Origin of the sequence: Dietzia sp. ANT_WB102, from assembly GCF_008369165.1 — a bacterium.
Lineage (GTDB): Bacteria > Actinomycetota > Actinomycetes > Mycobacteriales > Mycobacteriaceae > Dietzia.
Genome location: NZ_VOBA01000001.1, coordinates 257,593 through 282,462 on the forward strand (window position 1 = coordinate 257,593; position 24,870 = coordinate 282,462).

Here is a 24,870-nt window from a genome sequence, read left to right on the forward strand (position 1 = left end):
GATGAGCGAGCACAGCACCCCGGCGGGAACTCCCGATCCGCGCCACGCGGGGGCAAGCGCGGCCGGGGCTTCGTCCTCGGCCTCCCCACTGAATACCGTGGCCGCTGACTCTCCGCGGTCCACCGAGTCGACCGTGCGGATCGGCCTGATACTGCCGGACGTCATGGGCACCTATGGCGATGACGGCAACTCGCTGGTCCTGCGCCAGCGGTTGAGGTGGCGCGGTTACGACGCAGAGATCGTTCGGATCACGCTGGACGACGAGGTCCCCGACTCATGCGACCTCTACACAGTGGGCGGCGGGGAGGACGCGGCGCAGAAGCTGGCGTCCCGGCACCTGTCCGAGTCGCCCGGACTGCAGCGGGCGGTCGAGCGCGGCACGCCGGTGCTGGCGATCTGTGCCGGGATGCAGGTGTTCGGCGAGTGGTTCGTGGTCTCCGACGGCTCCCGCGCGCCCGGCCTCGGTCTGCTGGACGTCACCACCACGCCGCAGGCCTCCCGCTCGATCGGCGAGCTGGTGGTGGCGCCGCAGGTGGCGGGCCTGATGCAGCCGCTGACGGGTTTCGAGAACCACATGGGCGCCACCGTGTTGGGCCCCGACGCCGCCCCGCTCGGCCGCGTGACCTCCGGGGTCGGCAACGGCGTGCCCGCCGATCAGCAGGTCCCAGCCTCCGGGCTCGTCGAGGGCGTGGTCCAAGGTTCCATCATTGCCACTTACATGCACGGGCCGGTGCTTGCTCGCAATCCGGAACTGGCCGATCTGCTGTTGTGCCGCGCGCTCGGCGTGGACGCTCTGCCGCCGATCGAGGTGCCGGCTGTGGAGCAGTTGCGACGCGAGCGGATCGCCGCCGCACGGCGCTGAGACAGTCGCTCTGCAGTGTTCGTGACCACCGGGGCGCAGCAGTCGGATAGGCACTGGCACGCCACCCGGGGGTGGGTTCCGCCGCCGGCTATTCGATCGCCTGGCGTCCTGTCTCGGTTGACATACCCTCGGTGACATGTGTGACCACCACGGCACCGCCATACTCACCGGATCAGTGACCCCTCCCGACCCTGAAGTCGAGTCGGCGCAGGTCCGTGCCCTATGGGAGCCGTTGGGCCTGCCGGGGATCATCGACGTGCACACCCATTTCATGCCGCCGCGCGTGTTGAACAAGGTGTGGGATTATTTCGACGCCGCCGGCCCCAAGATCGGTCGTCCCTGGCCCATCACGTACCGGGAGGCGGAGGACGAGCGGGTCGAGCGGCTGCGCTCCTATGGAGTGCTGGCGTTCTCGTCGATGCTGTACCCGCACAAGCCCGACATGGGTGCCTGGCTCAATGCCTGGTCCGCGGAGTTCGCGTCCCGGCACCGGGACTGCCTGCACACGGCGACCTTCTACCCCGAGCCGACTGCGGGCGAGTACGTGCGCGACGCGGTCGAGGCGGGCGCGCAGGTGTTCAAGTCACACATTCAGGTCGGCGAGTACGATCCGGGCGATCCGCAGCTCGATCCGGTGTGGGGGTTGCTCGCCGAAGCACAGGTACCGACGGTCATCCACTGCGGGTCCGGCCCGGTGGCGGGCCAGTTCACCGGCCCCGAGCCTGTGGCCGCGGTGCTCGACCGATTCCCGGATCTGCCGCTCATCGTCGCTCATATGGGGATGGGCGAGTACTCGGAGTTCCTCGACCTCGCTGAGCGATACGAGAACGTCTATCTGGACACCACCATGGCCTTCACGGACTTCGTGGAGGCGATCACGCCGTTCCCGCAGGCAGAGCGCAGCCGGCTGGTCGACCTGGGTCACAAGGTCTTACTCGGGACGGACTTCCCGAACATTCCCTACCCCTATGCGCACCAACTCGAGGCCCTGGCCGGGCTCGGGATGGGAGACGACTGGCTACGGTCGGTGTGGCACGGAAACGCCGCGGGGCTCTTCGGTCTCTGACTGCGCGTCGAGTTCTGACTCCGCGCCCGGGTAGCCGATCTCCTGGTCTGCCGGGGCTGGGGCCACGGGCTCAGCGGGGTCGACCTGCTCGGGCCGCAGGACACCGCCGGACCGTGGGGTCTGCGCGGGCCCGCCGGACAGGATGCGGCGACCGGACAATGCGCTGCCCAGGGTGAGTTCATCGGCGAACTCCAGGTCGGCCCCCATCGGTAAGCCCGAGGCCAGGCGGCTCACCACGAGTTCGGGGAAGGGCCGCAGCAGCCGGGCGAGGTAGGTGCTGGTGGCCTCGCCGGTGGTGTTGGGGTCGGTCGCGATGATGATCTCCGCGATCTCCTCGCCCTCGAATTCGGCGCCGACCCGCCGCATCAGGCTGGCGATGCGGAGTTCGTTTGGTCCGATGCCGTTGATCGGGTCGAGCGCGCCGCCGAGCACGTGGTAGAGGCCGCGGAATTCGCGGGTGCGTTCGATGGCCTCGATGTCCTTGGGCTCCTCGACTACGCAGATGAGCGTGGGGTCGCGGCGCGGGTCCGAGCAGATGCGGCAACGTTCGGCTGCGGCGACTGTCCCGCAGACCTCGCAGTAGGTGATGCCATCGACCACGGCCTGCAGTGCGGATCGGAGTCGTTCGACGGATTCGGGCTCGGCCTGCAGCAGGTGGAAGGCCAGGCGCTGCGCGGACTTCGGACCGATGCCCGGCAGTTTGCCGAACTCGTCAATCAGGTTCTGGACCGGTCCCTCGTACATCGCGCTTTCCTGTGCTCTTACTGGCCCGACGACGGCTGCGTCGCCGGGTGGCGGGCCCGGTGTGAGCGGAACCCGGTGGCGGGACCCGGAACATGCCGGGCCCCGCAGGTTCACATGCCTAGGCCGCCCATCATGTCTCCGAGGCCCCCGCCGGAGGCCAGTGGGCCGAGGCGGGACTCGGCGAGCTCCTGGACCTTGGTGTGGGCGTCGCCGAACGCGCCGACGATGAGGTCCTGCAACGTCTCGATGTCCTCGGGGTCGACGACCTTCGGGTCGATCGTGACGCTGGTGACCTCACCGGTGCCGCGCATGGAGACGGAGACGAGTCCGCCGCCCGCCTGTCCGTCGACGGTGCTCGCGGCGATCTGCTGCTGCGCGTCGGCGAGCTGGGCCTGCATTTGCTGGGCCTGCTGGAGCAGTGCGTTCATGTCGGGTCCGGGCTGCATGGCGGGGTCCTTTCGGCGGTGTGCGGGGCAGTGCCTGTTTATGTCTGTTTATGCCTGGTGATGCCGGTTCGTGACAGTTCAAGCATGATCCTGCCGGGTGGGACCCGGTCGGTCAGTTCCCAGCGTAACCGTCAGGTAGGACACTGCGCCCCGGCGCGCGGCGGGGCGGGTGGGTCAGCGCTCGAGTGGGCGGGCCCCGAGGTGCTCCTTGAGCAGGGCCAATGCAATGTCCTCACCGGTGCGGTGGTCGAGGTTCTGGGGGCCGCTGCGGGCCTCGTCCACCATCTCGTCCTCGCTGACCGGCGGTGGGGGCGGGCTGTTCGGCTCACCCGGTTCCGGGTCGGGTTCCTCGGTCGGGGGCGGGATGTCGTCGTAGCCACCGCCCGCGCGACCTCCTGGCTGGCCCTGCCCGGCGTCGACGTCACGCAGTCGGCGCTCCCAGCCCCGCGGCTCGCCCTGGTGGGGCCCGCCGGGGGCGTCAGTAGGGCCCGCGGCGGGTCCCCGTCCGGGTGCTGATGGTGCCGAGTCTGCGGGGCGCCCGCTCGCGGGCGCGGCGGGAGCATTCCCGGAGGTGCAGCGGATGGTCCAGTCCCCGCCCACGACCTCGGTGATTGAGTCGGTGATCGCGGTGGCATTGTGCGGCTGGGATAGTCGCTTGGCCAGCGGCGCGTAGTCGTGGACCAGGTGGATCACCCGTCCGTCCACGCCAGCGACCGTGGCGCCGGCGAGCATGACCTCCACGGTGCGGGTGCGGGTGCGTACCGCCTCGCGAATGGCGGGCCAGGCGCGGCGGATGTCCTCGGCCTCGATTCCGGTCGCGGCCGCGGCGGGAGCAGGGGCCGACTCCGGCGCGGGGTCGGGCTGTCCGCGCCACGGGTCGTCGGTCTGAGCAGGCGCAGGCTGAGCTGACACCGCTGCGGGGGTCGGCTCGGGGGCGGTCTGCGCTGCGGGAATGGGGGCCGGGGCGTCCGTCCGGGCGGCTGACTCCGCGGTCGGGGCCGCAGCCTCGGCATCGGAACTGGAGGCGGACGACCCGGGGCCGGGCGTCAAGAATTCCTCAACCGGGGGCGTCTCCGCCGGGCGGGGCTGCTCTGCAGATACGGGCGCGGGAGCAGCCGCAGGCGCGGGCGCGGTGTCGGCCACTGGCTGCGGCTCCGACGTCGGCGGCGGTGTCGACTGTGACGGCGGCGCTGATTGCGACGGCTCCGACTCCGGCCCGGACGTCCGGTTCGCCACGACCTGCTCCGCGACGGATTCGGCGGGCACGGCCGGCGCGCCGGGGTCAGCGGCGAACGCAGGCTGGCCTGACACCGGCTGGGAATTCTCTGGCTGGGACGGCGCTGCCTGGCGGGACCGCGTGGGTGCGGAAGGCGACTCGGGCGCCGCAGTCGGAGCGGGTGCGGGCTCGGGCGGCAACTGCGACCGGCGCACGAACTTCGGACGCCCCTCGGCCTGGCCCGGAGTGTGCGACGCCGGTCCGCCTGCGGGGCCGGGGCGGGACTCGCCGTCGTCGCTGTGAGGGGCCCCGCCCGAATCGGCTCCCCCGCCCCCGGCGGCACCCACCGCGGCGGCCGGTCGCACCGCACCCGACTCGAGCGACTCGACGCGCTGCAGCAGCGCGGCCATGGAATCGTCGGCCGACGGCAGCAGCAACTTGGCACAGAGGATCTCCAGCAGCAGCCGCGGCGACGTGGCCCCGCGCATCGACCCCATCCCCTCGTGCACCATGTCGGCGCAGCGGGCGAGAGTGGCGGGCCCGATGTTCTCGGCTTGGCGTCGCATGGTCTCGGCTTGCTCCACCGGCGCGTCGACGAGCCCACGCTCGATCGCCTGCGGCACGGACTGCACCATGATGAGGTCCCGCAGGCGCTGCAGGAGGTCGGCGGCGAACCGGCGCGGGTCGTGGCCGGCCTCGACGACCTTGTCGACCGTCCGGAACAGCGTGGCCCCGTCGCCGACTGCCAGCGCGTCGACCGTGTCATCGATGAGCGCGACCTCGGTCGCCCCGAGCAGACTCACCGCGCGCGGGTAGGTGATGCCCTCGTCGCCGGCGCCGGCCATCAATTGGTCCAGCACGCTGAGCGTGTCACGCGGGGACCCGCCACCGGACCGGATGACCAGCGGGAACACAGTCGGCTCGACCTGCACCCCCTCCTGCTCGCAGATCCGCTCGAGCAGCCCGCGCATCGACGTCGGCGTGAGCAGCCGGAATGGGTAATGGTGCGTCCGCGAACGAATGGTCGGCAGGACCTTCTCCGGCTCGGTGGTCGCGAAGATGAAGATGAGATGCTCCGGTGGCTCCTCCACGATCTTGAGCAGCGCATTGAAGCCCGCGTTGGTGACCATGTGGGCCTCATCGATGATGAGCACCCGGTACCTCGACGACGCCGGCGCGAAGAACGCCCGCTCGCGCAGTTCGCGCGTGTCATCGACACCGCCGTGGCTGGCCGCGTCGAGCTCGGTGACGTCGAGGGTCCCGGTTCCACCGGGCGCGAGTGCGACGCACGAGTCACACTCCCCACACGGGGTGGCGGTGGGCCCGTGGACGCAGTTGAGCGAGCGCGCCAGGATGCGGGCGGACGAGGTCTTGCCGCAGCCGCGCGGGCCGGAGAAGAGGTAGGCGTGGTTGATACGACCGGAGGACAGTGCCACCGACAACGGTTCGGTGACGTGCTCCTGACCCACGACCTCGGCGAAGGAGGCGGGGCGATACTTCCGATAGAGGGCCACGTCTAGAGGGTACCCAGGGGGTACGACGACGACGAGGACAGCGTTCGTCTCGCGCTGACGCGTGCCGGGATGTGCCGAAATGACCGGAGGGGCCGCGCCATGCGCAGCCCCTCCCGACGTCCCTCGCGCGCGGAACGGGCCCCCTCAGACCCCCGCAGCGCGGTTCCCGAACCGATATCAGACACCGGCCCCTCACAGCCCCTCAGCTGTATCCGGTGTCCGTATCTCTCTGGCCCGGACCGCTCCGATACAACCAGACGCCCCCGGCCCGGACAAGACGTTGCAGCGGTTGACACACGCTCAATAGAGCGGGCGATTCACATTCGCGCAGGTGGCAGGCCCGCCTATGGTGCGGACGTCGATATCCACAATCTGGGAATGTGGTCGACATCACGAGCGGGCAGACGCGCAGGTCACGTCGACATCTCAACGTCGACAGCGGACACTGCGGAGCGCGCTCCATTAAGGGCGGGGGTTAACGGATCCCAGCCTGTCGTTACAGGCGACCAGGTCCGGTGGGGCGTCAGCCGGGGAGCGCGGCGCGGCAGGCCGCCAGCAGGGCACACAGACCCACGACGTCCATGGCGGCCTCGACCTCGGCCAGCGGCGGAAGCGTGGGCGCCAGACGGATGTGCCGATCGTCGGGGTCCTCACCGTACGGGTACGCCGACCCCGCCGGGGTGAGTGCGACCCCGGCCTCCTTGGCTAGGCGGACAGTCTCGGCGGCGGTTCCGTCGACCACCTCGAGATCGATGAAGTACCCGCCCTCGGGCCGGGTCCAGCGAGCCACGTCGTACTCGCCCACCCTGCGGGTCAGGGCGGCAGCCGCGGCCTCGAACTTGGGCGCGATGAGGTCACGGTGGCGGAGCATGAGCGCGCGCACGCCGTCGGCGTCTTCGAAGAATCGGGCATGCGCGAGCTGGTTGACCTTGTTCGGTCCGATGGAGCGCATGGCAGTGTGGCCCAGGTACCAGTCGAGATTGGCGCGTGAGGACGAGAAGAACGACACCCCGGCGCCGGCGAAGGTGATCTTGGAGGTCGAGCACACCTGCCAGAAGCGGTTGGGGTGTCCCGCCTCGGCGGCCAGCGTGTCCACGTCGGGGACCTTGGGGAAGTCCTCGGTGAGCGTGTGGACGACATAGGCGTTGTCCCACACGACCCGGAAGTCCGGGGCCGCGGTGGCCATGCGCGCGAGACGGGAGACGGTGTGGTCGTCGTACACCGCGCCGGTCGGGTTGGCGAAGATCGGGACGCACCACATGCCCTTGATGGACGGGTCACTCGCCACGAGACGTTCGACCTCGTCCATGTCCGGACCGGTCGGGCCCAACGGCACCGGGATCATCTCGATGCCGAGCGCCTCGGTGATGCCGAAGTGGCGGTCATAACCAGGGACCGGACAGAGCCAGCGCAGCGTCGGCTCGTCCTTCCACGGGCGCTGCGAGTCGGACGTGCCGAAAAGCATCGAGAACGCCAGCAGGTCATACATGATCGACAGGCTCGCGTTGTCCTGGGCGATCACCCGATCGGCGTCCACGCCCAGCAGTTCGGCGAAGATCGACCGCAGCTCGGGCAAGCCGGCTCCGCCGCCATAGTTGCGCACGTCGGTTTTGCCCGCGAGGTGATCGCCTTCTCCCGGCAGCGACAGCAGACGCTCGGACAGGTCCAACTGCTCGGGCGAGGGCTTCCCTCGCGTCAGGTCGAGGGCCAGGCCCTTGCCTGCCAGCGCGTCGTACTCGGTTGCCAGCTGCGACTCGAGTCGAGCGAGTTCGTCGGCGGGGAGTTCGGACAGCGCCACTGTGGCCTCCGGCGGGATCGACAACTTCGGTGTTGGTGCCCTAAGACATGTCCCAAGACATAAGGGGACCCCGCGCACCCGCCAGAGCCCGCTGACCCTTGCTGCCTTCCGGCCCTGGGGGAGTTCACAGGATGGACGCCGCGCGGGGTCCATGGACGAGTCTAGCCATGCCTCCGCCCACCCCGCACGCCACCCGCCTCGCGGACAGCGTCGATCCGATGCCGCGGTCCCGCAGTTTGCCTCCACTTGCACGCGCTGGGTAATGTGCTCTGCGGAGGATTCGCCTAGTGGCCTATGGCGCTCGCCTGGAACGCGGGTTGGGGTTTATAGCCCCTCAGGGGTTCAAATCCCCTATCCTCCGCCGCCGACGCGGCCCGGTGCTCTCGAGCCCGGGCCGCGTCGCTCATTTCGGCCCCGGCAGACTCCCCGCCAGGGACGCTGGGGCACTGTCGTTTGTGGCCTCCGACGATCAGCTCGTCGGTAGCATCACGACTGTGACCGAGACCCCACGACCGAACGTCTCCCTGCGGGTGCTCGTCTACAGCCACGACGCCACCACCCGGGGCCGCGTCATGTCCGCTCTCGGACGGCGCCCCCACCCGGACCTTCCAAGGCTGGACTACGTCGAGGTCGCCACCGCCCCAGTCGTGATCGAGCACATGGATGCAGGCGGAGTGGACCTGGCGATCCTCGACGGCGAAGCCACGCCCACCGGCGGGCTGGGGCTCGCCAAGCAGTTGCGCGACGAACTCGACCGGTGCCCGCCGATCCTGGTCTTACTCGGCCGCGCGGATGACCGTTGGCTCGCCGACTGGTCGCGCGCGGACGCCTCGGTCCCCCACCCGATCGACCCGTTCCGCTTGCGCGCTGCGGTCAACGGACTCCTCGCGCCGGCCTGACATCGGCGCTGCCGCCGGCCAGACACGCCGCGCATCCGAACTCCCGACATACGTCAACATGGTGTGAGTAGAGTCACAGACGCGGGGCCTCACACTGAGCGGCCCTCTGGGGAGATGGACGACCGGGACCCCACCAACGCCGGCCGCTCGGACCCCTGCGGTTGCAGCAGAAGCCCGCCCACAGGCGGCTTCGCACCCAAGCGCGAGGAGTGATGCGGAAGTGAACGAGTACGTGCCCATCCTGGTCCTGGGCGCCTTGGCCGTCGCCTTCGCCGTCTTCTCGTCGGCGGTGTCCTCGTACGCCGGGCCCAGCCGCTTCAACCGAGCCAAGCTCGAGGCCTACGAGTGCGGGATCCAGCCCACTCCGCAGCCGGCCGGGGGCGGCCGTTTCCCAGTGAAGTATTACCTCACTGCGATGCTGTTCATCATCTTCGGCATCGAGATTCTCTTCCTCTACCCGTGGGCCGTCCACTTCGACCACCTCGGCTTCTTCGGCTTGGCCGCGATGGCCCTGTTCGTGTTCAACGTCTCCGTCGCCTATGCCTACGAGTGGCGCCGCGGCGGGCTGAGCTGGGACTGACCCGAAACAACCTGGAAGGAGCGCGGAGATGGGACTCGAGGAGAAGCTGCCAGCCGGGTTCCTGCTGACCACGGTCGAGCAGTTGGCGGGCTACATGCGCAAGGGGTCGCTCTGGCCGGCGACGTTCGGTCTGGCGTGCTGCGCGATCGAGATGATGTCCACGACCGCCGGCCGTTACGACCTCGCGCGCTTCGGTACGGAGGTGTTCCGGGCGTCGCCCCGTCAGGCCGATCTCATGATCGTGGCGGGCCGGGTGTCGCAGAAAATGGCCCCCGTGCTGCGGCAGGTCTACGACCAGATGGCCGAGCCCAAGTGGGTGCTGGCGATGGGAGTCTGCGCATCGTCGGGCGGGATGTTCAACAATTACGCGATCGTCCAGGGCGTCGACCACATCGTCCCCGTCGACATCTACCTCCCGGGATGTCCGCCCCGGCCGGAGATGCTGATGCACGCGATCCTCACTCTGCACGACAAGATCCAGAACATGCCGCTGGGCGCCAACCGGGCCGAGGCGATCCGTGCCGCCGAGCAGGCCGCTCTGGACCAGCGTCCGCTCATCCCGGTCGAGGGAATGTTCCGATGACGGACTCCCCCGACAGGCGCGACGAGGCGCACGCACCCGACTCCACCGACCGCGCCGACGCCGAACTCCCCGTCACACCCGGCACACGCGAGGCCGCCCCGGACACGATCGGCGTCCGCCACGGCATGTTCGGGGTGCACGGGTCCGGGGACACCTCCGGATTTGGCGGACTCGTGCTCCCGACGACGATGCCCGGCAGCACCCCACCGCCGTACGGGGACGACGACGAGGTCATCCGCGCACTCACGGCGGCCCTGCAGCAGCGGGGCGGGCCGAGCTTTGCCGAGGCGGTGGAGAAGGTCGTGGTCCACTTCGGTCAGCTCACCCTGCATGTCCTGCGAGAGCACCTGCCCGCGGTGGCCCTGACCCTCCGTGACGCCCCCGACCTGCGCTTCGAGATGTCGTTGGGCGCGAGCGGGGTGCACTACCCCGACGCCGCAGGCCGGGAGTTGCACGTGGTGTATCCGCTGCAGTCGATCACCCACAACCGACGCGTCATGCTAGAGACGTGGGCCCCGGACGCCGACCCGCACGTCCCGACGTTGACTCGCGTGTACCCCACGACGGACTGGCACGAGCGGGAGACGTACGACTTCTTCGGCGTCATCTTCGACGGTCACCCGTCGCTGACGCGGATCGAGATGCCCGACGACTGGGAGGGCCACCCGCAGCGCAAGGACTACCCGCTGGGCGGGATCCCGGTGCAGTACAAGGGTGCGACGATCCCGCCGCCGGACCAGCGAAGGGCGTACTCATGACCACCGACCGCACCCGCGCGAACCGCGCCGCGGACTCCGACACGATCCTCACCGCCTCGGGCCGGGACTGGGACGCGATCAGCGAGGCCGCACGCAACGCCGACGACGACCGCATCGTGGTCAACATGGGCCCGCAACACCCGTCCACGCACGGGGTGCTGCGGCTCATCCTCGAGATCGAGGGCGAGACGGTGACCCGCGCCAGCTGCGGCATCGGCTACCTGCACACGGGTATCGAGAAGAACCTGGAATACCGCTACTGGACGCAGGGCGTGACGTTCGTGACGCGGATGGACTACCTTTCGCCCTTCTACAACGAGGTGGCCTTCTGCCTGGGCGTGGAGAAGCTGCTCGGGATCAGCGACCAGGTGCCACCGAGGGCATCGGTCATCCGGGTGATGCTCATGGAGCTCAACCGGATCTCCTCACATATGGTCGCGCTGGCCACCGGCGCGTTGGAGCTGGGCGCGAGCACGCCGATGCTGTTCGGGTTCCGCGAACGCGAGCTGGTGCTGGACGTCTTCGAGGTGATCACCGGCCTGCGGATGAACCATGCCTACATCCGGCCCGGCGGGGTGGTCCAGGACCTGCCCGAGGAGGCGGTGCCCAAGGTGCGCGAGCTGCTCGAGGTGATGCCCGGCCGGATCCGCGAGATGGAGCTGCTGCTGCGCGAGAACCCCATCTGGAAGATGCGGCTGCAGGATGTGGGATATCTCGACCTCACCGGGTGCATGGCCCTCGGCGTGACCGGCCCGGTCCTGCGCGCCACGGGACTGCCGCACGACGTTCGCCGGTCCGACCCGTACTGCGGTTACGAAACCTTCGAGTTTGACGTGATCACCGGCTCGGCGAGCGACTGCTACGACCGGTTCGTCATCCGGATCGACGAGATGAAGGAGTCGCTGAAGATCGTCGAGCAGTGCCTCGACCGGCTCGAGCCCGGGCCGGTGATGGTCGACGACCCCAAAGTCGCCTGGCCCGCCCAGCTCAAGGTCGGCCCCGACGGGCTGGGCAACTCCGCCGAGCACATCCGCCACATCATGGACAGCTCCATGGAGGCGCTCATCCACCACTTCAAGCTGGTCACCGAAGGCTTCCCGGTGCCGCCGGGCCAGGTGTATGTGCCGGTGGAATCCCCGCGCGGCGAACTGGGAGTGCACATGGTCTCCGACGGCGGGACCCGCCCGTACCGGGTGCACTACCGCGACCCGTCGTTCACCAACCTGCAGGCCGTGGCCGCGATGTGCGAGGGCGGGATGCTCTCCGACGTCATCGCCGCGGTCGCGAGCATCGACCCTGTCATGGGAGGTGTGGACCGATGAGCGGCCAGGAACCGGTGGGCGGGCCCGCTCCCCGCAGCGGCGGCGAGACGGTGTTCCTCGAGTTCGGCCAGAAGCCCGACGAGCCGGGTGCGATCGTCCGGCCCGGTGCCAAGCGGAACTACCCCGACGGCGTCCTGGCGAGACTGCGGGCCGACGCCGACCTCATCGTCGCCCGCTACCCGCAGGCCCGCTCGGCGCTGCTGCCGCTTCTCCACCTGGTGCAGGCCGAGGATGGACACCTCACACCTGCCGGCATCGAGTTCTGTGCCCTCGCCGTCGGACTCACCTCCGCCGAGGTCATGGCCGTGGCCACCTTCTACTCGATGTACCGACGCACACCCACCGGCGATTACCTGGTCGGGGTGTGCACCAACACGCTGTGCGCGGTGATGGGCGGCGACCAGATCTACGAGGATCTGCGCGACCACCTGGGACTCGACGGGCCCGGCACCACCGACGACGGGCGCGTGACGCTAGAACGCATCGAGTGCAACGCCGCCTGCGACTACGCGCCGGTGGTGATGATCAACTGGGAGTTCTTCGACGATCAGACCCCAGACTCCGCCCGGCAGGTGGTGGACGACCTGCGGGCCGGCCGCCCAGTGACCCCGACCCGAGGGGCGCCGCTGTGCACCTTCCACGAGACCGCCCGCATCCTCGCCGGCTTCCCCGACACGCGGCCCGGCGCTAACGACTGCGCTCCCGGCGACGCGACGCTGGTCGGGCTGCGGATCGCCCGCGAGCACGACATGCGCGCCCCCGCCGCCCCGGCCGCCCCCGCCGATCCCGACGAGGAGGCCTGACATGCCGCTCGCACCGTACCTCAGCCGGTACTGGGACGCCCCCGACAGCTGGACGCTCGAGACCTACCTGGAGCACGACGGTTACGTTGGCCTGCGCAAGGCCCTGGCAGCCGGGCCGGACGAGGTCATCTCCACCGTGCTCGACTCCGGCCTGCGTGGCCGCGGTGGCGCCGGGTTCCCCACCGGCCGCAAATGGGGCTTCATCCCCCAGGAGACCGCCGCCGAGGACCAGGCCGGACCCGGCCCCGAGGCCTCCGCGGCCGCCAAGCCGCACTACCTGGTGGTGAACGCTGACGAGTCCGAGCCCGGAACGTGTAAGGACATGCCGCTCATGCTGGCCACGCCGCATGTGCTCATCGAAGGCATCGTCATCGCCGCCTATGCCATCCGCGCCTCGCACGCGTTCATCTACCTGCGCGGGGAGGTCGTCCCCGTCCTGCGTCGACTGCAGACCGCGGTCGCCGAGGCGTACGCGGCCGGCTATCTGGGCCGCGACATCCTCGGCAGTGGCGTCGACCTGGAGCTGATCGTCCACGCTGGCGCCGGCGCCTACATCTGCGGCGAGGAGACGGCCCTGCTCGACTCACTTGAAGGTCGCCGTGGCCAGCCACGTCTGCGGCCGCCGTTCCCCGCCGTCGCCGGGCTCTACGCCTGCCCGACGGTGGTGAACAATGTGGAATCCATCGCCAGTGTGCCGTCGATCCTGCAGCACGGACCCGAGTGGTTCCGATCAATGGGCTCGGAGAAGTCCCCCGGTTTCACCCTGTACTCGTTGTCGGGGCACGTCGCCCGGCCCGGGCAGTATGAGGCGCCGCTGGGGATCACCCTGCGCGAACTGCTCGACCTGGCCGGCGGGATACGCGAGGGCCACACCCTCAAGTTCTGGACTCCCGGCGGGTCGTCGACGCCGCTACTCACCGACGCCCAGCTGGACATGCCGCTGGACTATGAGGGCTGCGTGGCGGAGGGGTCGATGCTCGGCACCAAGGCGTTGCAGATCTTCGACGACACCACCTGCGTGGTGCGCGCAGTGTTGCGCTGGTCGGAGTTCTACGCGCACGAGTCGTGCGGCAAGTGCACGCCCTGCCGCGAGGGCACCTACTGGCTGGTGCAGATCATGCGACGACTCGAAGATGGCACGGCGACCGCCGATGACCTGGACCGGCTGCTCGACATCTCGGACAACATCTTCGGCAGATCGTTCTGCGCCCTCGGCGACGCCGCCGCGACCCCCATCATCTCGTCGATCATGCTCTTCCGCGACGAGTACCTGGCGCACATCCCGGACGGCTGCCCGTTCGACCACCGCCGCTCCGCCATCTTCGCGACCGCGCGACCCGAGGAGGTGGCCCGATGACCTCGTCCACGTCAGGCGTCCCCCGCGATGCCCGCGGCCCCGCCCAGGACCCGGCGCACGATCCGGCCGAGGACCTCGTCACGCTCACCGTCGACGGCCGCGAGGTCTCGGTTCCGCCGGGCACGCTCATCATCCGCGCGGCCGAGCGGATGGGCGTGCAGATCCCCCGCTTCTGCGACCACCCGCTGCTCGAACCGGTGGGGGCCTGCCGGCAGTGCATCGTCGAGGTCGAGGGTGCGCCCAAGCCTGTGACCTCGTGCACGACCCCGGTCACCCAGGGCATGCAGGTGCGCACGCAGTTCACCTCCTCGGTCGCCGACAAGGCCCAGCGCGGGATCATGGAGTTCCTGCTCATCAACCACCCGCTCGACTGCCCGGTCTGCGACAAGGGTGGCGAGTGCCCACTGCAGAACCAGGCGCTGTCGAGCGGGCACGGGCACTCACGGTTCACCGAGGTCAAGCGGACGTTCCCCAAACCGATCGCTATCTCGTCCCAGGTGCTGCTCGATCGCGAACGCTGCGTCATGTGCGCCCGGTGCACCCGCTTCTCGGAGCAGATCGCCGGCGACCCGTTCATCGACCTCTTCGAACGCGGCGCGCAGCAGCAGGTCGGGGTGTACGGCGACGAGCCGTTCGAGTCCTACTTCTCCGGCAACACGGTCCAGATCTGCCCGGTCGGCGCCCTGACCGGGGCACAGTACCGCTTCCGCGCCCGCCCCTTCGACCTTGTCTCGAGCCCGGCGGTGTGCGAACACTGTGCCAGTGGCTGCGGCCAACGCACCGACCACCGCCGCGGCAAGGTCCTGCGACGCCTCGCCGGCGACGACCCCGAGGTCAACGAGGAGTGGAACTGCGACAAGGGCCGCTGGGCGTTCACCTATGCCACCCAGCGCGACCGGATCACCGCCCCGATGGTCCGCGGCGAGGGCGGCGGCTTGGTCCCGGTCTCCTGGCCAGCCGCTCTGGCCGCCGCCGCGCAGGGGCTGGCCGCCGCCCGCGGACGGACCGGAGTCCTCACCGGCGGGCGCCTCACCGCCGAGGACGCCTACGCCTACGCCAAGTTCGCCCGCACGGTGCTCGGTACGAACGACATCGACTTCCGCGCCCGCCATCACTCGGACGAGGAGGCCGGGTTCCTCGCTGCCCGGGTCGCCGGCCGCGGGCTGGCGCGGGAGTCGGCACGCAAGCCTGCCCCGGAGTCGGCCGGGGACGCCGCGCCCGTGACCTACGCCGACCTCGAGACCGCCCCCGTGGTGCTGCTCGTGGGCTTCGACCCCGAGGAGGAATCGCCCATCGTCTTCCTCCGCCTGCGCCGGGCCGCGCGCGACCACGGGCTGAAGGTCTTCTCGATCGCCCCCTACGCCACGCCGGCCGTTCGCAAGACCCGCGCCGCCCTGTTGCCGACCGTCCCCGGGGCCGAGCCGGAGGTGTTGGCCGCCCTCGCCGTCATCCCCACCACGCCTGGCGGCACCGCACCCGCCGGTGCCGCACCCGCCAGTGCCGACGCCACCGACCCCACCCACGGCGCCCTGGCCGCGCTCCTCCGACAGCCCGGCGCGGTGATCTGCGTCGGCGAGCGGCTCGGTGCGATCCCGGGCGGACTCACCGCCGCGACCGACCTCGCCGACTCCACCGGCGCGCGCCTGGCGTGGATCCCCCGCCGCGCCGGCGAGCGTGGGGCGCTCGAGGCTGGCTGCCTGCCCGGCCTGCTCCCTGGTGGCGCGGCCGTCACCGATACCGCCGCCCGCCGCGCCCTCGCCGACCTCTGGCGCTGCGCCGACCTGCCCACCGCACCCGGCAGGTCCACTGCCGAACAGCTCTCCGCTGCCGTCTCGGGTGAGCTCGATGCGCTGCTCATCGGCGGTGTCGAGGCCACCGACCTGCCCGACCCGCATGCCGCGCTCGACGCGATCGACGCCGCCGGGTTCGTCGTGAGCCTGGAACTGCGCCGCAGCGAGATCACCGACCGCGCCGACGTCGTCCTGCCCATCGCACCCGTCGCCGAGAAGGCTGGCACGTTCCTCACCTGGGAGGGCCGCGAGCGACCGTTCGCCGCCGCGCTGACCGGAACCGACGCGATGCCCGACCACCGCGTGCTGGACGCCCTGGCCGAAGAGACCGGCGCGTGGTTCGGGCTGCCGGACGTCGAATCGGTGCGGCGTGAGATCACGGCTGTACGCGAGGCCGTCGCGCCGCCGCCTGTGAACGCTGGGGCACGGCCTGTGGACGCCGATCCGACCACGACGACGAGGCCCGCTCCCCCGACCCGGGCCCGGATCCCCGAGCCCGCCGCAGGGCAGGCGATCCTGGCCACGTGGCGCATGCTGCTGGACGCCGGGCGCATGCAGGACGGTGAGCCGCACCTGGCCGGCACCGCCCGACGCCCCGTGGCCCGCCTGTCGCCGACGACCTCCCGCGAGCTCGGGGTGTCCGACGGCGACCCGGTGACGGTCTCCACGGATCGCGGGGTCATCACCCTGCCGCTGGCGGTCACCGAGATGCCCGACCACGTGGTGTGGCTGCCTCAGAACTCACCCGGCTCGGCGGTAAACGCGGCCCTCGCGGCCCGCGCCGGCGACGTCGTGTCCATTGCCACCGGGGAGGTGACGGCATGAGCTCCGGCACCGACCTGTCCGCGTTCGGTACCGACCCGTGGTGGCTGCTTGTCGCCAAGGTCCTCGCCGTCTTCGTATTCCTCGTGGTGACGGTCCTCGCGGCCATCTACCTCGAGCGGAAGATCCTCGCGTGGATGCAGATGCGCATCGGCCCCAACCGCGTGGGCCCCGCCGGGATCCTGCAGAGCCTGGCCGACGGCGTGAAGATCGCCCTCAAGGAGGGGCTGATCCCGGCAGGGGTCGACAAACCAATCTTCCTGCTCGCGCCGGTCATCGCGGTGATCCCGGCGTTCATGGCGTTCGCGGTGATCCCCTTCGGTCCCGTGGTCTCCGTCTTCGGGCACTTCACGCCGTTGCAGCTCACCGACCTGAACGTGGGCGTGCTCTACATCCTCGCCGTCACCTCCATCGGCGTGTACGGGATCGTGCTCGCGGGCTGGTCCTCCGGATCGACCTACCCGCTCCTGGGCGGACTGCGCTCCACCGCCCAAGTGATCAGCTACGAGATCGCCATGGCCCTGTCATTCGTCGGCGTGTTCCTCTTCGCCGGCACCATGTCGACCTCGGGGATCGTCGCCGCCCAGTCCCAGGTGTGGTTCGTGTTCCTGCTGGCGCCATCGTTCGTCGTCTACGTCATCTCGATGGTCGGTGAGACCAACCGCGCCCCCTTCGACCTGCCCGAGGCTGAGGGCGAGCTGGTGGGCGGGTTCCACACCGAGTACTCCTCCCTGCGCTTCGCGATGTTCATGCTGGCCGAGTACGTCAACATGACCACCGTCTCCGCGCTCGCGGCCACCCTTTTCCTCGGCGGCTGGCAGGCGCCGCTCCCGTTCTCTCTGTTTGACGGCGCGGACTCCGGATGGTGGGCGCTGCTGTGGTTCGTCGCCAAGGTGTGGACCTTCATGTTCGTGTTCATGTGGTTGCGGGCCACCCTCCCGCGGCTGCGCTACGACCAGTTCATGGCCTTCGGCTGGAAGGTGCTCATCCCGGTCTCCCTGGCGTGGGTCATGGCGGTGGCAACCATCCGGGTGGTCGTGGGGCCCGAGTCCGAGTTACTCACGCCCGCGATGGTGATCGCGGGCCTGGTCGCGGTGACGGTCATCGTCGTCGTCCGCCAGACCCGCACCCGTCGCGGCGGACGGGCCGCGCCCACCGGCGGCGCCCCCCGGACCGCGCTCGTCGACCCCGTGCCCTTCGACCCCGTCGCCGGCGGGTTCCCCGTCCCGCCCCTCCCCCACCAACGGGTGGCGCTTGACCCCTCCCCACAGGTCGACCCCGTCCCGACCCAGGAGACCCGCCATGCCTAGGCTGCCCAAGTTCCTCGAACCGCTCGCCGGGTTCGGCGTGACCTTCGGGACGATGTTCCGCAAGGCCCACACCGAGCAGTACCCGGAGGAGAGGGTCCCCACCGCACCCCGCTATCACGGGCGTCACCAGCTCAACCGGTACGCGGACGGGCTGGAGAAGTGCATCGGCTGCGAACTGTGCGCGTGGGCATGCCCGGCGGACGCGATCTACGTCGAGGGCGCGGACAACACCGCCGAGGAGCGCTACTCCCCCGGGGAACGCTACGGGCGGATCTACCAGATCAACTACCTGCGCTGCATCGGCTGCGGCTTGTGTGTGGAAGCCTGCCCCACCCGCGCACTGACCATGACCAACGACTACGAGATGGTCGACGACAACCGCGCCGACCTTATCTACGAGAAGCACGACCTGCTCGGACCGATGCTCGCGGGGATGGTCCCCGCCCCGCACGACATGGTCCCGGGCGCCGACCACGCCGACTACTACCGCGGCGAGATCACCGGAGCCACACCCGAACAGGGCGAACCGTACGACCCGGAGGAGTTCTAGTGTCCGCCGGGGAAGGGGTGGTGTTCTGGGTGCTGGCCATCGTTGCTGTGGCCGGAGCACTGGGTGTGGTCTCGGCGACCAAGGCCGTCTACTCGGCGTTGTGCCTGGCCGCGACCATGGTCTCGCTCGCGGTGCTGTACATCGCGCAGGGCGCGGTGTTCCTGGGCGTGGGCCAGATCGTCGTCTACACCGGCGCCGTGATGATGCTGTTCCTGTTCGTGGTGATGCTCATCGGGGTCGAATCCTCGGACTCGCTGGTCGAGCGGATCCGCGGGCACCGGGTGGCGGCGATCGTCGCCGGCCTGGGCTTCGGCATCCTGCTGGCCACCGGCGTGGCGCGGGCCCAGTTGCCTCCGTTCGCCGGGTTCGCCCCGGGCTACTCCGACGTCCCGGCGCTCGCGGCGCTGCTGTTCTCCCGGCACGTGTGGGCGTTCGAGCTCACCGGGGTCCTGCTCATCATCGCCACCCTCGGCGCGATGGTCCTGGCGCACCGCGAGCGTTTGACCGGACGTCGTACCCAGCGGGAGATGTCCGAGCAGCGCTTCCTGGACTGGCAGCACGACGACTCCGCCCGCGTGACCCCACTGCCCAGCTCGGGCGTCTACGCACGACACAACTCCGCCGACATGCCCGCCCGGCTGCCCGACGGCTCCGACGCCCTCGATTCGGTGAGCGAGGTGCTGCGGCGCTATGCCCGCGACACTGCAGCCCGCGACGTGGCGGCCAAAGACGTGGCGGCCAAAGACGCGGCGGCCAGGGACGAACTCGAATCCGACGGGGGTGCTCAGCCGTGAACCCCGACTACTACCTGTACCTCTCGGCCGTGCTGTTCACCATCGGCGCAGCCGGTTTCCTGCTGCGACGCAACGCGATCGTCGTGTTCATGTGCATCGAGCTCATGCTCAACGCCACCAACCTCGCGCTGGTGGCGTTCGCGCGGATGCACGGCGACGTGACCGGCCAGCTCTTCGCGTTCTTCATCATGGTGGTGGCCGCCGCCGAGGTCGTGATCGGTCTTGCGATCATCATGGCCATCTACCGCTCCCGCCGATCGGCGTCCGTCGACGACGCCAGCCTGCTCAGGTACTAGGGAGACGACGACGATGAGTTCCGCAGCCCTCGCCCCCGCCGTCACCGAGCCCGCGCTCTGGCTGATCCCCGTAGTGCCCCTGCTCGGCGCCGCGATCCTGCTCCTATTCGGACGCCGCGCCAGCACGTGGGGTCACCTGTTCGGCTGCGCCACGGCCCTGGCCTCATTCGGAGTGGCGGCCTGGCAGTTCGCCGCCATGACCGGTCGCGGGGCGGGCGACCGCGCGGCCGGCCAGACGCTGTTCACCTGGATCTCGGTGGGCGGCCTCGACGTCGACTTCGGTCTGCGCCTGGACGAACTGTCCATGGTGTTCGTCCTGCTCGTCACGGGCGTCGGCCTGCTCATCCACGTGTACTCGATCGGCTACATGGCCACCGACCCGGCGCGGCCGAAGTTCTTCGCCTACCTCAACCTGTTCCTCGCCGCGATGCTGCTGCTGGTCCTGGCCGACAACTTCCTCGGCCTCTACCTGGGATGGGAGGGCGTCGGCCTGGTCTCCTACCTGCTCATCGGGTTCTGGCAGCACAAGCCGTCCGCCGCCACCGCCGCGAAGAAGGCGTTCGTGGTCAACCGCGTCGGCGACATCGGCCTGGCTGTGGCGATGATGGTCATGGTCACCCAGCTGGGCACGGTGTCCTACGAGGGCGTGTTCTCGGCGATCGACGGCTCAGCCGCCGACGGTGGGACGGTCGGCTCCGGACTCGTCACCGCCCTCGGGCTGCTGTTGCTGCTGGGCGCGTGCGCCAAGTCCGCGCAGGTCCCGCTGCAATCCTGGCTCGGCGACGCAATGGAGGGCCCCACCCCCGTCTCGGCCCTCATCCACGCGGCGACCATGGTCACCGCCGGCGTCTACCTCATCACCCGCGCCAACCCGATCTTCGACGCCACCCCGGCGGCCCGCGCGGCGGTGATCGCGGTCGGCGCCGTGACGCTGCTGTTCGGCGCCGTGATCGGCTGCGCCAAGGACGACATCAAGAAGGTCCTCGCCGCCTCCACCATGAGCCAGGTCGGCTACATGGTCATGGCCGCCGGATTCGGACCCGCCGGCTACGCGCTGGCGATCATGCACCTACTCACCCACGGCTTCTTCAAGGCCGGACTCTTCCTCGGCGCCGGCTCGGTGATGCACGGGATGAACGACGAGGTGGACATGCGCCGCTACGGCGCCCTGAGGGCGGTCATGCCGGTCACCTTTCTCACCTTTGGCGTCGGCTACCTCGCCATCATCGGCGTCCCGCCCTTCGCCGGCTTCTACTCCAAGGAGGGCATCATCTCCGCCGCCTTCGACGTGGGCTCTGGCGGCGCCAGCGCAGTGGGTGCGGGCTCGATCAGTTCAGGATCAGCGATCGGCTACCTGCTAGGCGTGGTCGCGCTGCTCGGCGCCGGCCTGACCGCGTTCTACATGACCCGCGTGATGATCCTGACCTTCTTCGGGCCACGACGATGGGCCGACGACGCGCAGCCGCACGAATCACCTGCGATCATGACGTCACCGATGGTCGTGATCGCCGTGGGATCGGTGCTCTCGGGCGCACTGCTCGCGATCGGCGGGCGGCTGCAGGACTGGCTCTCCCCGGTCCTGGGCGAACACCACCCCGAGCACGTCCTACCGGAGTGGCTGGTCACCGTCGCCTCCCTCGTCGTGGTGGCGGCCGGCGTCGCGCTCGCCGTGCGCCGCTACGCCAGAAGCATCGTCCCGGTCACCGCCCCCTCCGGATCCGCGCTCACCCGGGCAGCGCGCCGTGACCTGTACGCCGACGACCTCAACGAAGCGGTGTTCATGCGGCCCGGCCAGGCACTGGTCGCCGGCACCGCGGTCCTCGACCACCGCGTCGTGGCCGGAGCGGCGACCGGCGTCAGCACGGCAGTCGGGGAACTGTCCGCCCGGACGAGGCTCCTGCAATCCGGACTCACCCGCTCCTACGCGCTGTACATGCTGATCGGCGCGGTCGTGGTCATCGCCGCGATGTTGGGTGGTGGCGCACTGTGACCGGCCCCGGACTGCTCACCGCACTGTGGCTCACCCCCCTGATCGGTGCTCTCCTCGTCGTCGCCCTCCCCACCAGGGCGCGCCGCGCGGCGAGGCCCCTCGCCCTGGCCGCATCCCTGGCCGTCCTGGGGTTGACCGTCGCCTTGGCGGTCGGATTCGACCCAGGCGGGGACACCCACCAGTTCGTCGAGTCCCGCCCGTGGATCCCCGCGTTCGGCGCAAGCTACTCGCTCGGGATCGACGGCGTGGCGCTCGTGCTGGTGCTGCTCACCGCCGGGCTCGTGCCGTTGCTGCTGCTGGCCGGATGGCGCGACACCGACCCACCCGGCGGGGAAGAACCCGGGGACACGGGGGGCGAAGGTCGGCGTGCGCAGACGTACCCCGCCCTGATGCTCGCCACGCAGGGACTCGCGCTGGTGGCATTCACGAGCCTGGACGTGCTGCTGTTCTACGTGGCGTTCGAGGCGATGCTCATCCCGCTGTACTTCCTCATCGGCGCTTTCGGCAACAGCGACCCCGGCGGTCGGGCGGCGGGCGACCGTGGGACCGGCGGCGTCGACCGTGCGCGGGCGGCCGTGCGCTTCCTCATCTACAACCTGCTCGGCGGCCTCGTCATGCTCGCCGCCGTGCTCGGCCTCTACATGTACACGGACAGGGCCGGGCTCGGGCCCGACGGCCGCGGCACGTTCGACTACCGCCTCATCACCGACGCCGTCACCGACGGGCGGCTGCAGATCCCGCCCGGCGCGATGCTGCTGCTGTTCGCCGGGTTCACGCTGGCGTTCGCGATCAAAGCCCCGCTGTGGCCGTTCCACACCTGGCTGCCCGACGCCGCCGTCGCCGCGACGCCCGCCTCCGCCGTGCTCATGATGGCCGTGGTGGACAAGGTCGGCACCTTCGCGATGCTGCGGTACAGCCTGCCGCTGTTCCCCGAGGCCGCGAGCACCGCGACCCCCGTGATGGTCACGTTGGCGGTGATCAGCATCATCTACGGCGGTGTCATGGCGATCGCCCAGACCGACCTGCTGCGGCTCATCGCGTACGCGTCGATCTCGCACTTCGGATTCATCGTGCTGGGCGTGTTCGCCGCGACTGAGCAGTCGGCGACCGGGTCGACGCTGTACATGGTCAACCACGGCATCGCCACGGCCGCGCTGTTCCTCGTGGCCGGGTTCCTCGTCCGGCGTCACCGGGTCCGGGAGATCAGCTCCTACGGCGGTGTCCAGCAGGTGGCGCCGGTGCTCGCCGGAATGTTCCTCATCGCCGGGCTCGCCACGCTGTCCCTGCCCGGGCTGGCCCCGTTCATCAGCGAGTTCCTGGTCTTCGTCGGGACGTTCGGGGTGTACCCGGTCGCCGCGGTGCTGTCGACGGCCACGCTCGTCCTGGCAGCCGTCTACATCCTCTGGACCTACCAGCGCGTGATGGGCGGGCCCGTCGAGCCGGGGCTGCAGGCCACGCCCGACCTGTCGACGCGCGAGCGCGTGGTCCTTGCGCCGCTCATCGCGGCGCTGATCGTGCTCGGCTTCTACCCACAGCCGGCGCTCGACGTGATCACCCCGGCGGTCACCAAGACCGTCGCCCACGTGGAAGGTGCCACCCGATGACCCCGGACATCGCCTACTCTTCGCTCCTGCCGCTGCTCATCGTGCTCGGCACGGCGATCGTGTCCGTGCTGGTCGAGGCGTTCGCACCCGCCCGCCACCGCTACGGCACCCAGATGGTGCTGTACCTCGGCGGGCTCCTCGCCGGACTCGCGTCGGTGGTGCTGCTCGCGGGGACGCAGACCATCACCGCCGGCGGCGCCGTCGCCGTGGACGGGCCGACCCTGTTCCTGCAAGGGGCGATGATCCTCGTCGCGATCGGGGCCGGGCTGCTCATCGGCGAACGTTCGCGGGTGGGCGCGGCGGCCGGGTCGCGTTCCCCGGTGCTCGCGGGCTTCGCGCCGCAGGCCGCACTGTCCCCGGGGGGCGACGCCGAACGAGAGGCAGAGCGCGCTGGCCTGTCCCAGACCGAGGTGTTCCCGCTGGCACTGTTCGCCACCGGCGGCCTCATGCTGTTCCCCGCCGCGAACGACCTCATCACCCTGTTCATCGCGCTCGAGGTGCTGTCCCTGCCGCTGTACGTGATGTGCGGCATGGCCCGTCGCCGACGACTGCTCTCGCAGGAGGCCGCCGTCAAGTACTTCCTGCTGGGATCGTTCTCCTCGGCGTTCTTCGCCTACGGCGCAGCACTGATCTACGGCTACGCCGGGACCGTCGACTTCGGCGGCATCGCACGGGTCGTCGCGGACGACGGCGGCACCTCACTGGCCCTGGTCGGCGTGGCGATGATGTCGGTGGGCCTGCTGTTCAAAGTCGGAGCCGTGCCGTTCCACACGTGGACACCCGACGTCTACCAAGGGGCCCCCACCTCGATCACCGCGTTCATGGCTGCCGGGACCAAGCTCGCCGCGTTCGGTGCGATCCTCCGCTTCTTTCACACTGCCGTTCCCCGACTCGAGGCCGACTGGGCGCCGGTCCTCTGGGTGATAGCAGCGTTGACGATGATCGTGGGCACGGTCGTCGGTGTCGCCCAGACGGACGTCAAGCGCCTGCTCGCCTACTCGTCCGTCGCACACGCCGGGTTCCTGCTCACCGGGGTGCTCGGCCCTTCGGGTGCCGGAACGTCCGCGACGCTGTTCTATCTCGCCGCGTACGCCGTCAGCACCGTCGGCGTGTTCGCCGTGGCCGGGTTGGTCCGCGATCCGGACGGTGCCGAGATCACCGACCTGCGGGCCTGGACCGGTCTCGGTCGCCGGCAGCCGCTGATCGCGGGCGCATTTGCGCTGTTGCTACTCGCGCTGGCGGGCATCCCGCTGACCAGTGGCTTCATCGCGAAGTTCGCTGTGTTCTCGGCGGCTGTTGCCGGGGGTGCCGTGACGCTGGTGGTGATCGGCGTGCTCACGAGTGCGATCGCGGCGTCGTTCTACGTCCGCGTGATCGTCGTGATGTTCTTCCGCGACTCGGGCTCGGTCGACGCCGTCGACGCCGACGCTCCGGGTTCCGCCGCGGCCCCCGGTTCCGTCGCAGCCCCCGGTTCCGTCGCAGCCCCCAACCCCGCAGCTTCGGGCGAGGTGGCGTTCGCCCACAGGCCCGTCACGTACGCCGTGGTCGGAGTCGCGACTGTGGTGACCATTCTGCTGGGGATCCTGCCGCAGCCGCTGCTCGACCTGGCCACGGCGGCGTCCGTCTTCGCGGTCCCCGGGCTTGCGGGGTGACTCGCGCTGCCCCATGGAGTCACTGCGGTCAGCGTTCTCGCAGGTGGGTTCCCACCGCCAGCTGACGGAGTGACTCCACGCCACGCCGCGAGTCCCACCTGCCCCACGCGCGCC

General features: G+C 70.1%; 20 protein-coding genes, 1 tRNA gene, 1 other RNA gene and 1 pseudogene. 18 read left to right on the top strand and 5 right to left on the bottom strand.

All coding sequences use genetic code 11. The annotated features are described in order from the left end of the window. The first annotated feature begins 1 nt into the window (after position 1). Complete coding sequence (locus tag FQ137_RS01190; RefSeq protein WP_149290771.1) at positions 2–862, top strand: type 1 glutamine amidotransferase; 861 nt, start codon at positions 2–4, stop codon at positions 860–862. Positions 863–998: 136 nt separating this feature from the next. After that, a complete protein-coding gene (locus tag FQ137_RS01195) occupies positions 999–1,928 on the top strand; it encodes an amidohydrolase family protein (RefSeq protein ID WP_149290772.1) in 930 nt (309 codons plus the stop codon). A gap of 138 nt (positions 1,929–2,066) precedes the next feature. Here FQ137_RS01195 and recR read toward each other — a convergent pair. The 5 genes and pseudogenes from recR to ffs all read right to left on the bottom strand — a co-directional run. Then, a pseudogene (recR, locus tag FQ137_RS01200) lies at positions 2,067–2,672 on the bottom strand (recombination mediator RecR); the annotation flags it as partial. 110 nt (positions 2,673–2,782) lie between these two features. Further along, positions 2,783–3,118 (bottom strand): YbaB/EbfC family nucleoid-associated protein, encoded by a 336-nt coding sequence (locus tag FQ137_RS01205; RefSeq protein WP_149290774.1) that lies wholly within the window; start codon positions 3,116–3,118, stop codon positions 2,783–2,785. Positions 3,119–3,292: 174 nt separating this feature from the next. Further along, positions 3,293–5,848, bottom strand: coding sequence for a DNA polymerase III subunit gamma and tau (locus FQ137_RS01210; RefSeq protein WP_149290775.1), 2,556 nt, complete (start codon positions 5,846–5,848; stop codon positions 3,293–3,295). A 523-nt stretch (positions 5,849–6,371) separates the two neighbouring features. Then, on the bottom strand, positions 6,372–7,646 hold the full coding sequence (locus FQ137_RS01215) for an aminotransferase class I/II-fold pyridoxal phosphate-dependent enzyme (protein ID WP_149290776.1): 1,275 nt from the start codon (positions 7,644–7,646) through the stop codon (positions 6,372–6,374). A 59-nt stretch (positions 7,647–7,705) separates the two neighbouring features. Then, an RNA gene (gene ffs / locus FQ137_RS01220) (signal recognition particle sRNA small type) lies at positions 7,706–7,800 on the bottom strand. A 119-nt stretch (positions 7,801–7,919) separates the two neighbouring features. On the opposite strand from ffs, the gene FQ137_RS01225 reads away from it, so the two are divergent. From FQ137_RS01225 to nuoN, 16 genes are all read left to right on the top strand, one after another. Then, positions 7,920–8,007: transfer RNA gene (locus FQ137_RS01225), tRNA-Ser, on the top strand. A 211-nt stretch (positions 8,008–8,218) separates the two neighbouring features. Beyond that, positions 8,219–8,545 carry a hypothetical protein gene (locus tag FQ137_RS01230; protein WP_370452369.1) on the top strand — a complete coding sequence of 109 codons (327 nt, stop codon included), beginning with the start codon at positions 8,219–8,221 and terminating at the stop codon, positions 8,543–8,545. A 220-nt stretch (positions 8,546–8,765) separates the two neighbouring features. Beyond that, entirely contained in the window at positions 8,766–9,125 is a 360-nt protein-coding gene (locus FQ137_RS01235; RefSeq protein ID WP_149290778.1) for an NADH-quinone oxidoreductase subunit A, read from the top strand. Between the two features lie 28 nt (positions 9,126–9,153). Next, complete coding sequence (locus FQ137_RS01240) at positions 9,154–9,708, top strand: NADH-quinone oxidoreductase subunit B family protein (RefSeq protein WP_149290779.1); 555 nt, start codon at positions 9,154–9,156, stop codon at positions 9,706–9,708. After that, positions 9,705–10,466, top strand: a complete 762-nt coding sequence (locus tag FQ137_RS01245) for an NADH-quinone oxidoreductase subunit C (RefSeq protein WP_149290780.1) — start codon at positions 9,705–9,707, stop codon at positions 10,464–10,466. Before FQ137_RS01240 ends, FQ137_RS01245 begins: the two co-directional genes overlap by 4 nt. Beyond that, complete coding sequence (gene nuoD, locus FQ137_RS01250; RefSeq protein WP_149290781.1) at positions 10,463–11,788, top strand: NADH dehydrogenase (quinone) subunit D; 1,326 nt, start codon at positions 10,463–10,465, stop codon at positions 11,786–11,788. Before FQ137_RS01245 ends, nuoD begins: the two co-directional genes overlap by 4 nt. Continuing rightward, complete coding sequence (gene nuoE / locus FQ137_RS01255) at positions 11,785–12,591, top strand: NADH-quinone oxidoreductase subunit NuoE (RefSeq protein ID WP_149290782.1); 807 nt, start codon at positions 11,785–11,787, stop codon at positions 12,589–12,591. The genes nuoD and nuoE overlap by 4 nt, the downstream gene beginning before the upstream one ends. A gap of 1 nt (position 12,592) precedes the next feature. Continuing rightward, positions 12,593–13,948: an NADH-quinone oxidoreductase subunit NuoF gene (gene nuoF / locus FQ137_RS01260; protein WP_149290783.1), complete on the top strand. Its 1,356-nt coding sequence runs from the start codon at positions 12,593–12,595 to the stop codon at positions 13,946–13,948. Continuing rightward, positions 13,945–16,563: an NADH-quinone oxidoreductase subunit G gene (locus tag FQ137_RS01265; protein WP_149290784.1), complete on the top strand. Its 2,619-nt coding sequence runs from the start codon at positions 13,945–13,947 to the stop codon at positions 16,561–16,563. Before nuoF ends, FQ137_RS01265 begins: the two co-directional genes overlap by 4 nt. Continuing rightward, complete coding sequence (gene nuoH / locus FQ137_RS01270) at positions 16,560–17,870, top strand: NADH-quinone oxidoreductase subunit NuoH (RefSeq protein ID WP_149290785.1); 1,311 nt, start codon at positions 16,560–16,562, stop codon at positions 17,868–17,870. Before FQ137_RS01265 ends, nuoH begins: the two co-directional genes overlap by 4 nt. Position 17,871: 1 nt before the next feature. Then, the gene (gene nuoI / locus FQ137_RS01275; protein ID WP_149292561.1) at positions 17,872–18,420 is read left to right on the top strand and encodes an NADH-quinone oxidoreductase subunit NuoI; all 549 of its coding nucleotides are present in this window, start codon (positions 17,872–17,874) and stop codon (positions 18,418–18,420) included. Continuing rightward, complete coding sequence (locus FQ137_RS01280) at positions 18,420–19,214, top strand: NADH-quinone oxidoreductase subunit J (RefSeq protein ID WP_149290786.1); 795 nt, start codon at positions 18,420–18,422, stop codon at positions 19,212–19,214. Before nuoI ends, FQ137_RS01280 begins: the two co-directional genes overlap by 1 nt. Next, positions 19,211–19,510 carry an NADH-quinone oxidoreductase subunit NuoK gene (nuoK, locus tag FQ137_RS01285; protein WP_149290787.1) on the top strand — a complete coding sequence of 100 codons (300 nt, stop codon included), beginning with the start codon at positions 19,211–19,213 and terminating at the stop codon, positions 19,508–19,510. Before FQ137_RS01280 ends, nuoK begins: the two co-directional genes overlap by 4 nt. Positions 19,511–19,523: 13 nt before the next feature. Beyond that, positions 19,524–21,500: an NADH-quinone oxidoreductase subunit L gene (nuoL, locus tag FQ137_RS01290; protein WP_149290788.1), complete on the top strand. Its 1,977-nt coding sequence runs from the start codon at positions 19,524–19,526 to the stop codon at positions 21,498–21,500. After that, positions 21,497–23,104 (top strand): NADH-quinone oxidoreductase subunit M, encoded by a 1,608-nt coding sequence (locus tag FQ137_RS01295; RefSeq protein ID WP_149290789.1) that lies wholly within the window; start codon positions 21,497–21,499, stop codon positions 23,102–23,104. The genes nuoL and FQ137_RS01295 overlap by 4 nt, the downstream gene beginning before the upstream one ends. Beyond that, a complete protein-coding gene (gene nuoN, locus FQ137_RS01300; RefSeq protein WP_149290790.1) occupies positions 23,101–24,756 on the top strand; it encodes an NADH-quinone oxidoreductase subunit NuoN in 1,656 nt (551 codons plus the stop codon). Before FQ137_RS01295 ends, nuoN begins: the two co-directional genes overlap by 4 nt. Positions 24,757–24,870: the final 114 nt, after the last annotated feature.

What these genes read in the sequence shown, in the direction of transcription:
- nuoE (WP_149290782.1), top strand. Translation starts at nt 11,785, where the DNA reads ATGAGCGGCCAGGAACCGGTGGGCGGGCCCGCTCCCCGCAGCGGCGGC.
- FQ137_RS01230 (WP_370452369.1), top strand. Translation starts at nt 8,219, where the DNA reads ATGTCCGCTCTCGGACGGCGCCCCCACCCGGACCTTCCAAGGCTGGAC.
- nuoD (WP_149290781.1), top strand. Translation starts at nt 10,463, where the DNA reads ATGACCACCGACCGCACCCGCGCGAACCGCGCCGCGGACTCCGACACG.
- FQ137_RS01240 (WP_149290779.1), top strand. Translation starts at nt 9,154, where the DNA reads ATGGGACTCGAGGAGAAGCTGCCAGCCGGGTTCCTGCTGACCACGGTC.
- FQ137_RS01195 (WP_149290772.1), top strand. Translation starts at nt 999, where the DNA reads ATGTGTGACCACCACGGCACCGCCATACTCACCGGATCAGTGACCCCT.
- nuoL (WP_149290788.1), top strand. Translation starts at nt 19,524, where the DNA reads ATGAGTTCCGCAGCCCTCGCCCCCGCCGTCACCGAGCCCGCGCTCTGG.
- FQ137_RS01265 (WP_149290784.1), top strand. Translation starts at nt 13,945, where the DNA reads ATGACCTCGTCCACGTCAGGCGTCCCCCGCGATGCCCGCGGCCCCGCC.
- FQ137_RS01245 (WP_149290780.1), top strand. Translation starts at nt 9,705, where the DNA reads ATGACGGACTCCCCCGACAGGCGCGACGAGGCGCACGCACCCGACTCC.
- FQ137_RS01190 (WP_149290771.1), top strand. Translation starts at nt 2, where the DNA reads ATGAGCGAGCACAGCACCCCGGCGGGAACTCCCGATCCGCGCCACGCG.
- FQ137_RS01205 (WP_149290774.1), bottom strand. Translation starts at nt 3,118, where the DNA reads ATGCAGCCCGGACCCGACATGAACGCACTGCTCCAGCAGGCCCAGCAA.
- nuoH (WP_149290785.1), top strand. Translation starts at nt 16,560, where the DNA reads ATGAGCTCCGGCACCGACCTGTCCGCGTTCGGTACCGACCCGTGGTGG.
- nuoN (WP_149290790.1), top strand. Translation starts at nt 23,101, where the DNA reads ATGACCCCGGACATCGCCTACTCTTCGCTCCTGCCGCTGCTCATCGTG.
- nuoF (WP_149290783.1), top strand. Translation starts at nt 12,593, where the DNA reads ATGCCGCTCGCACCGTACCTCAGCCGGTACTGGGACGCCCCCGACAGC.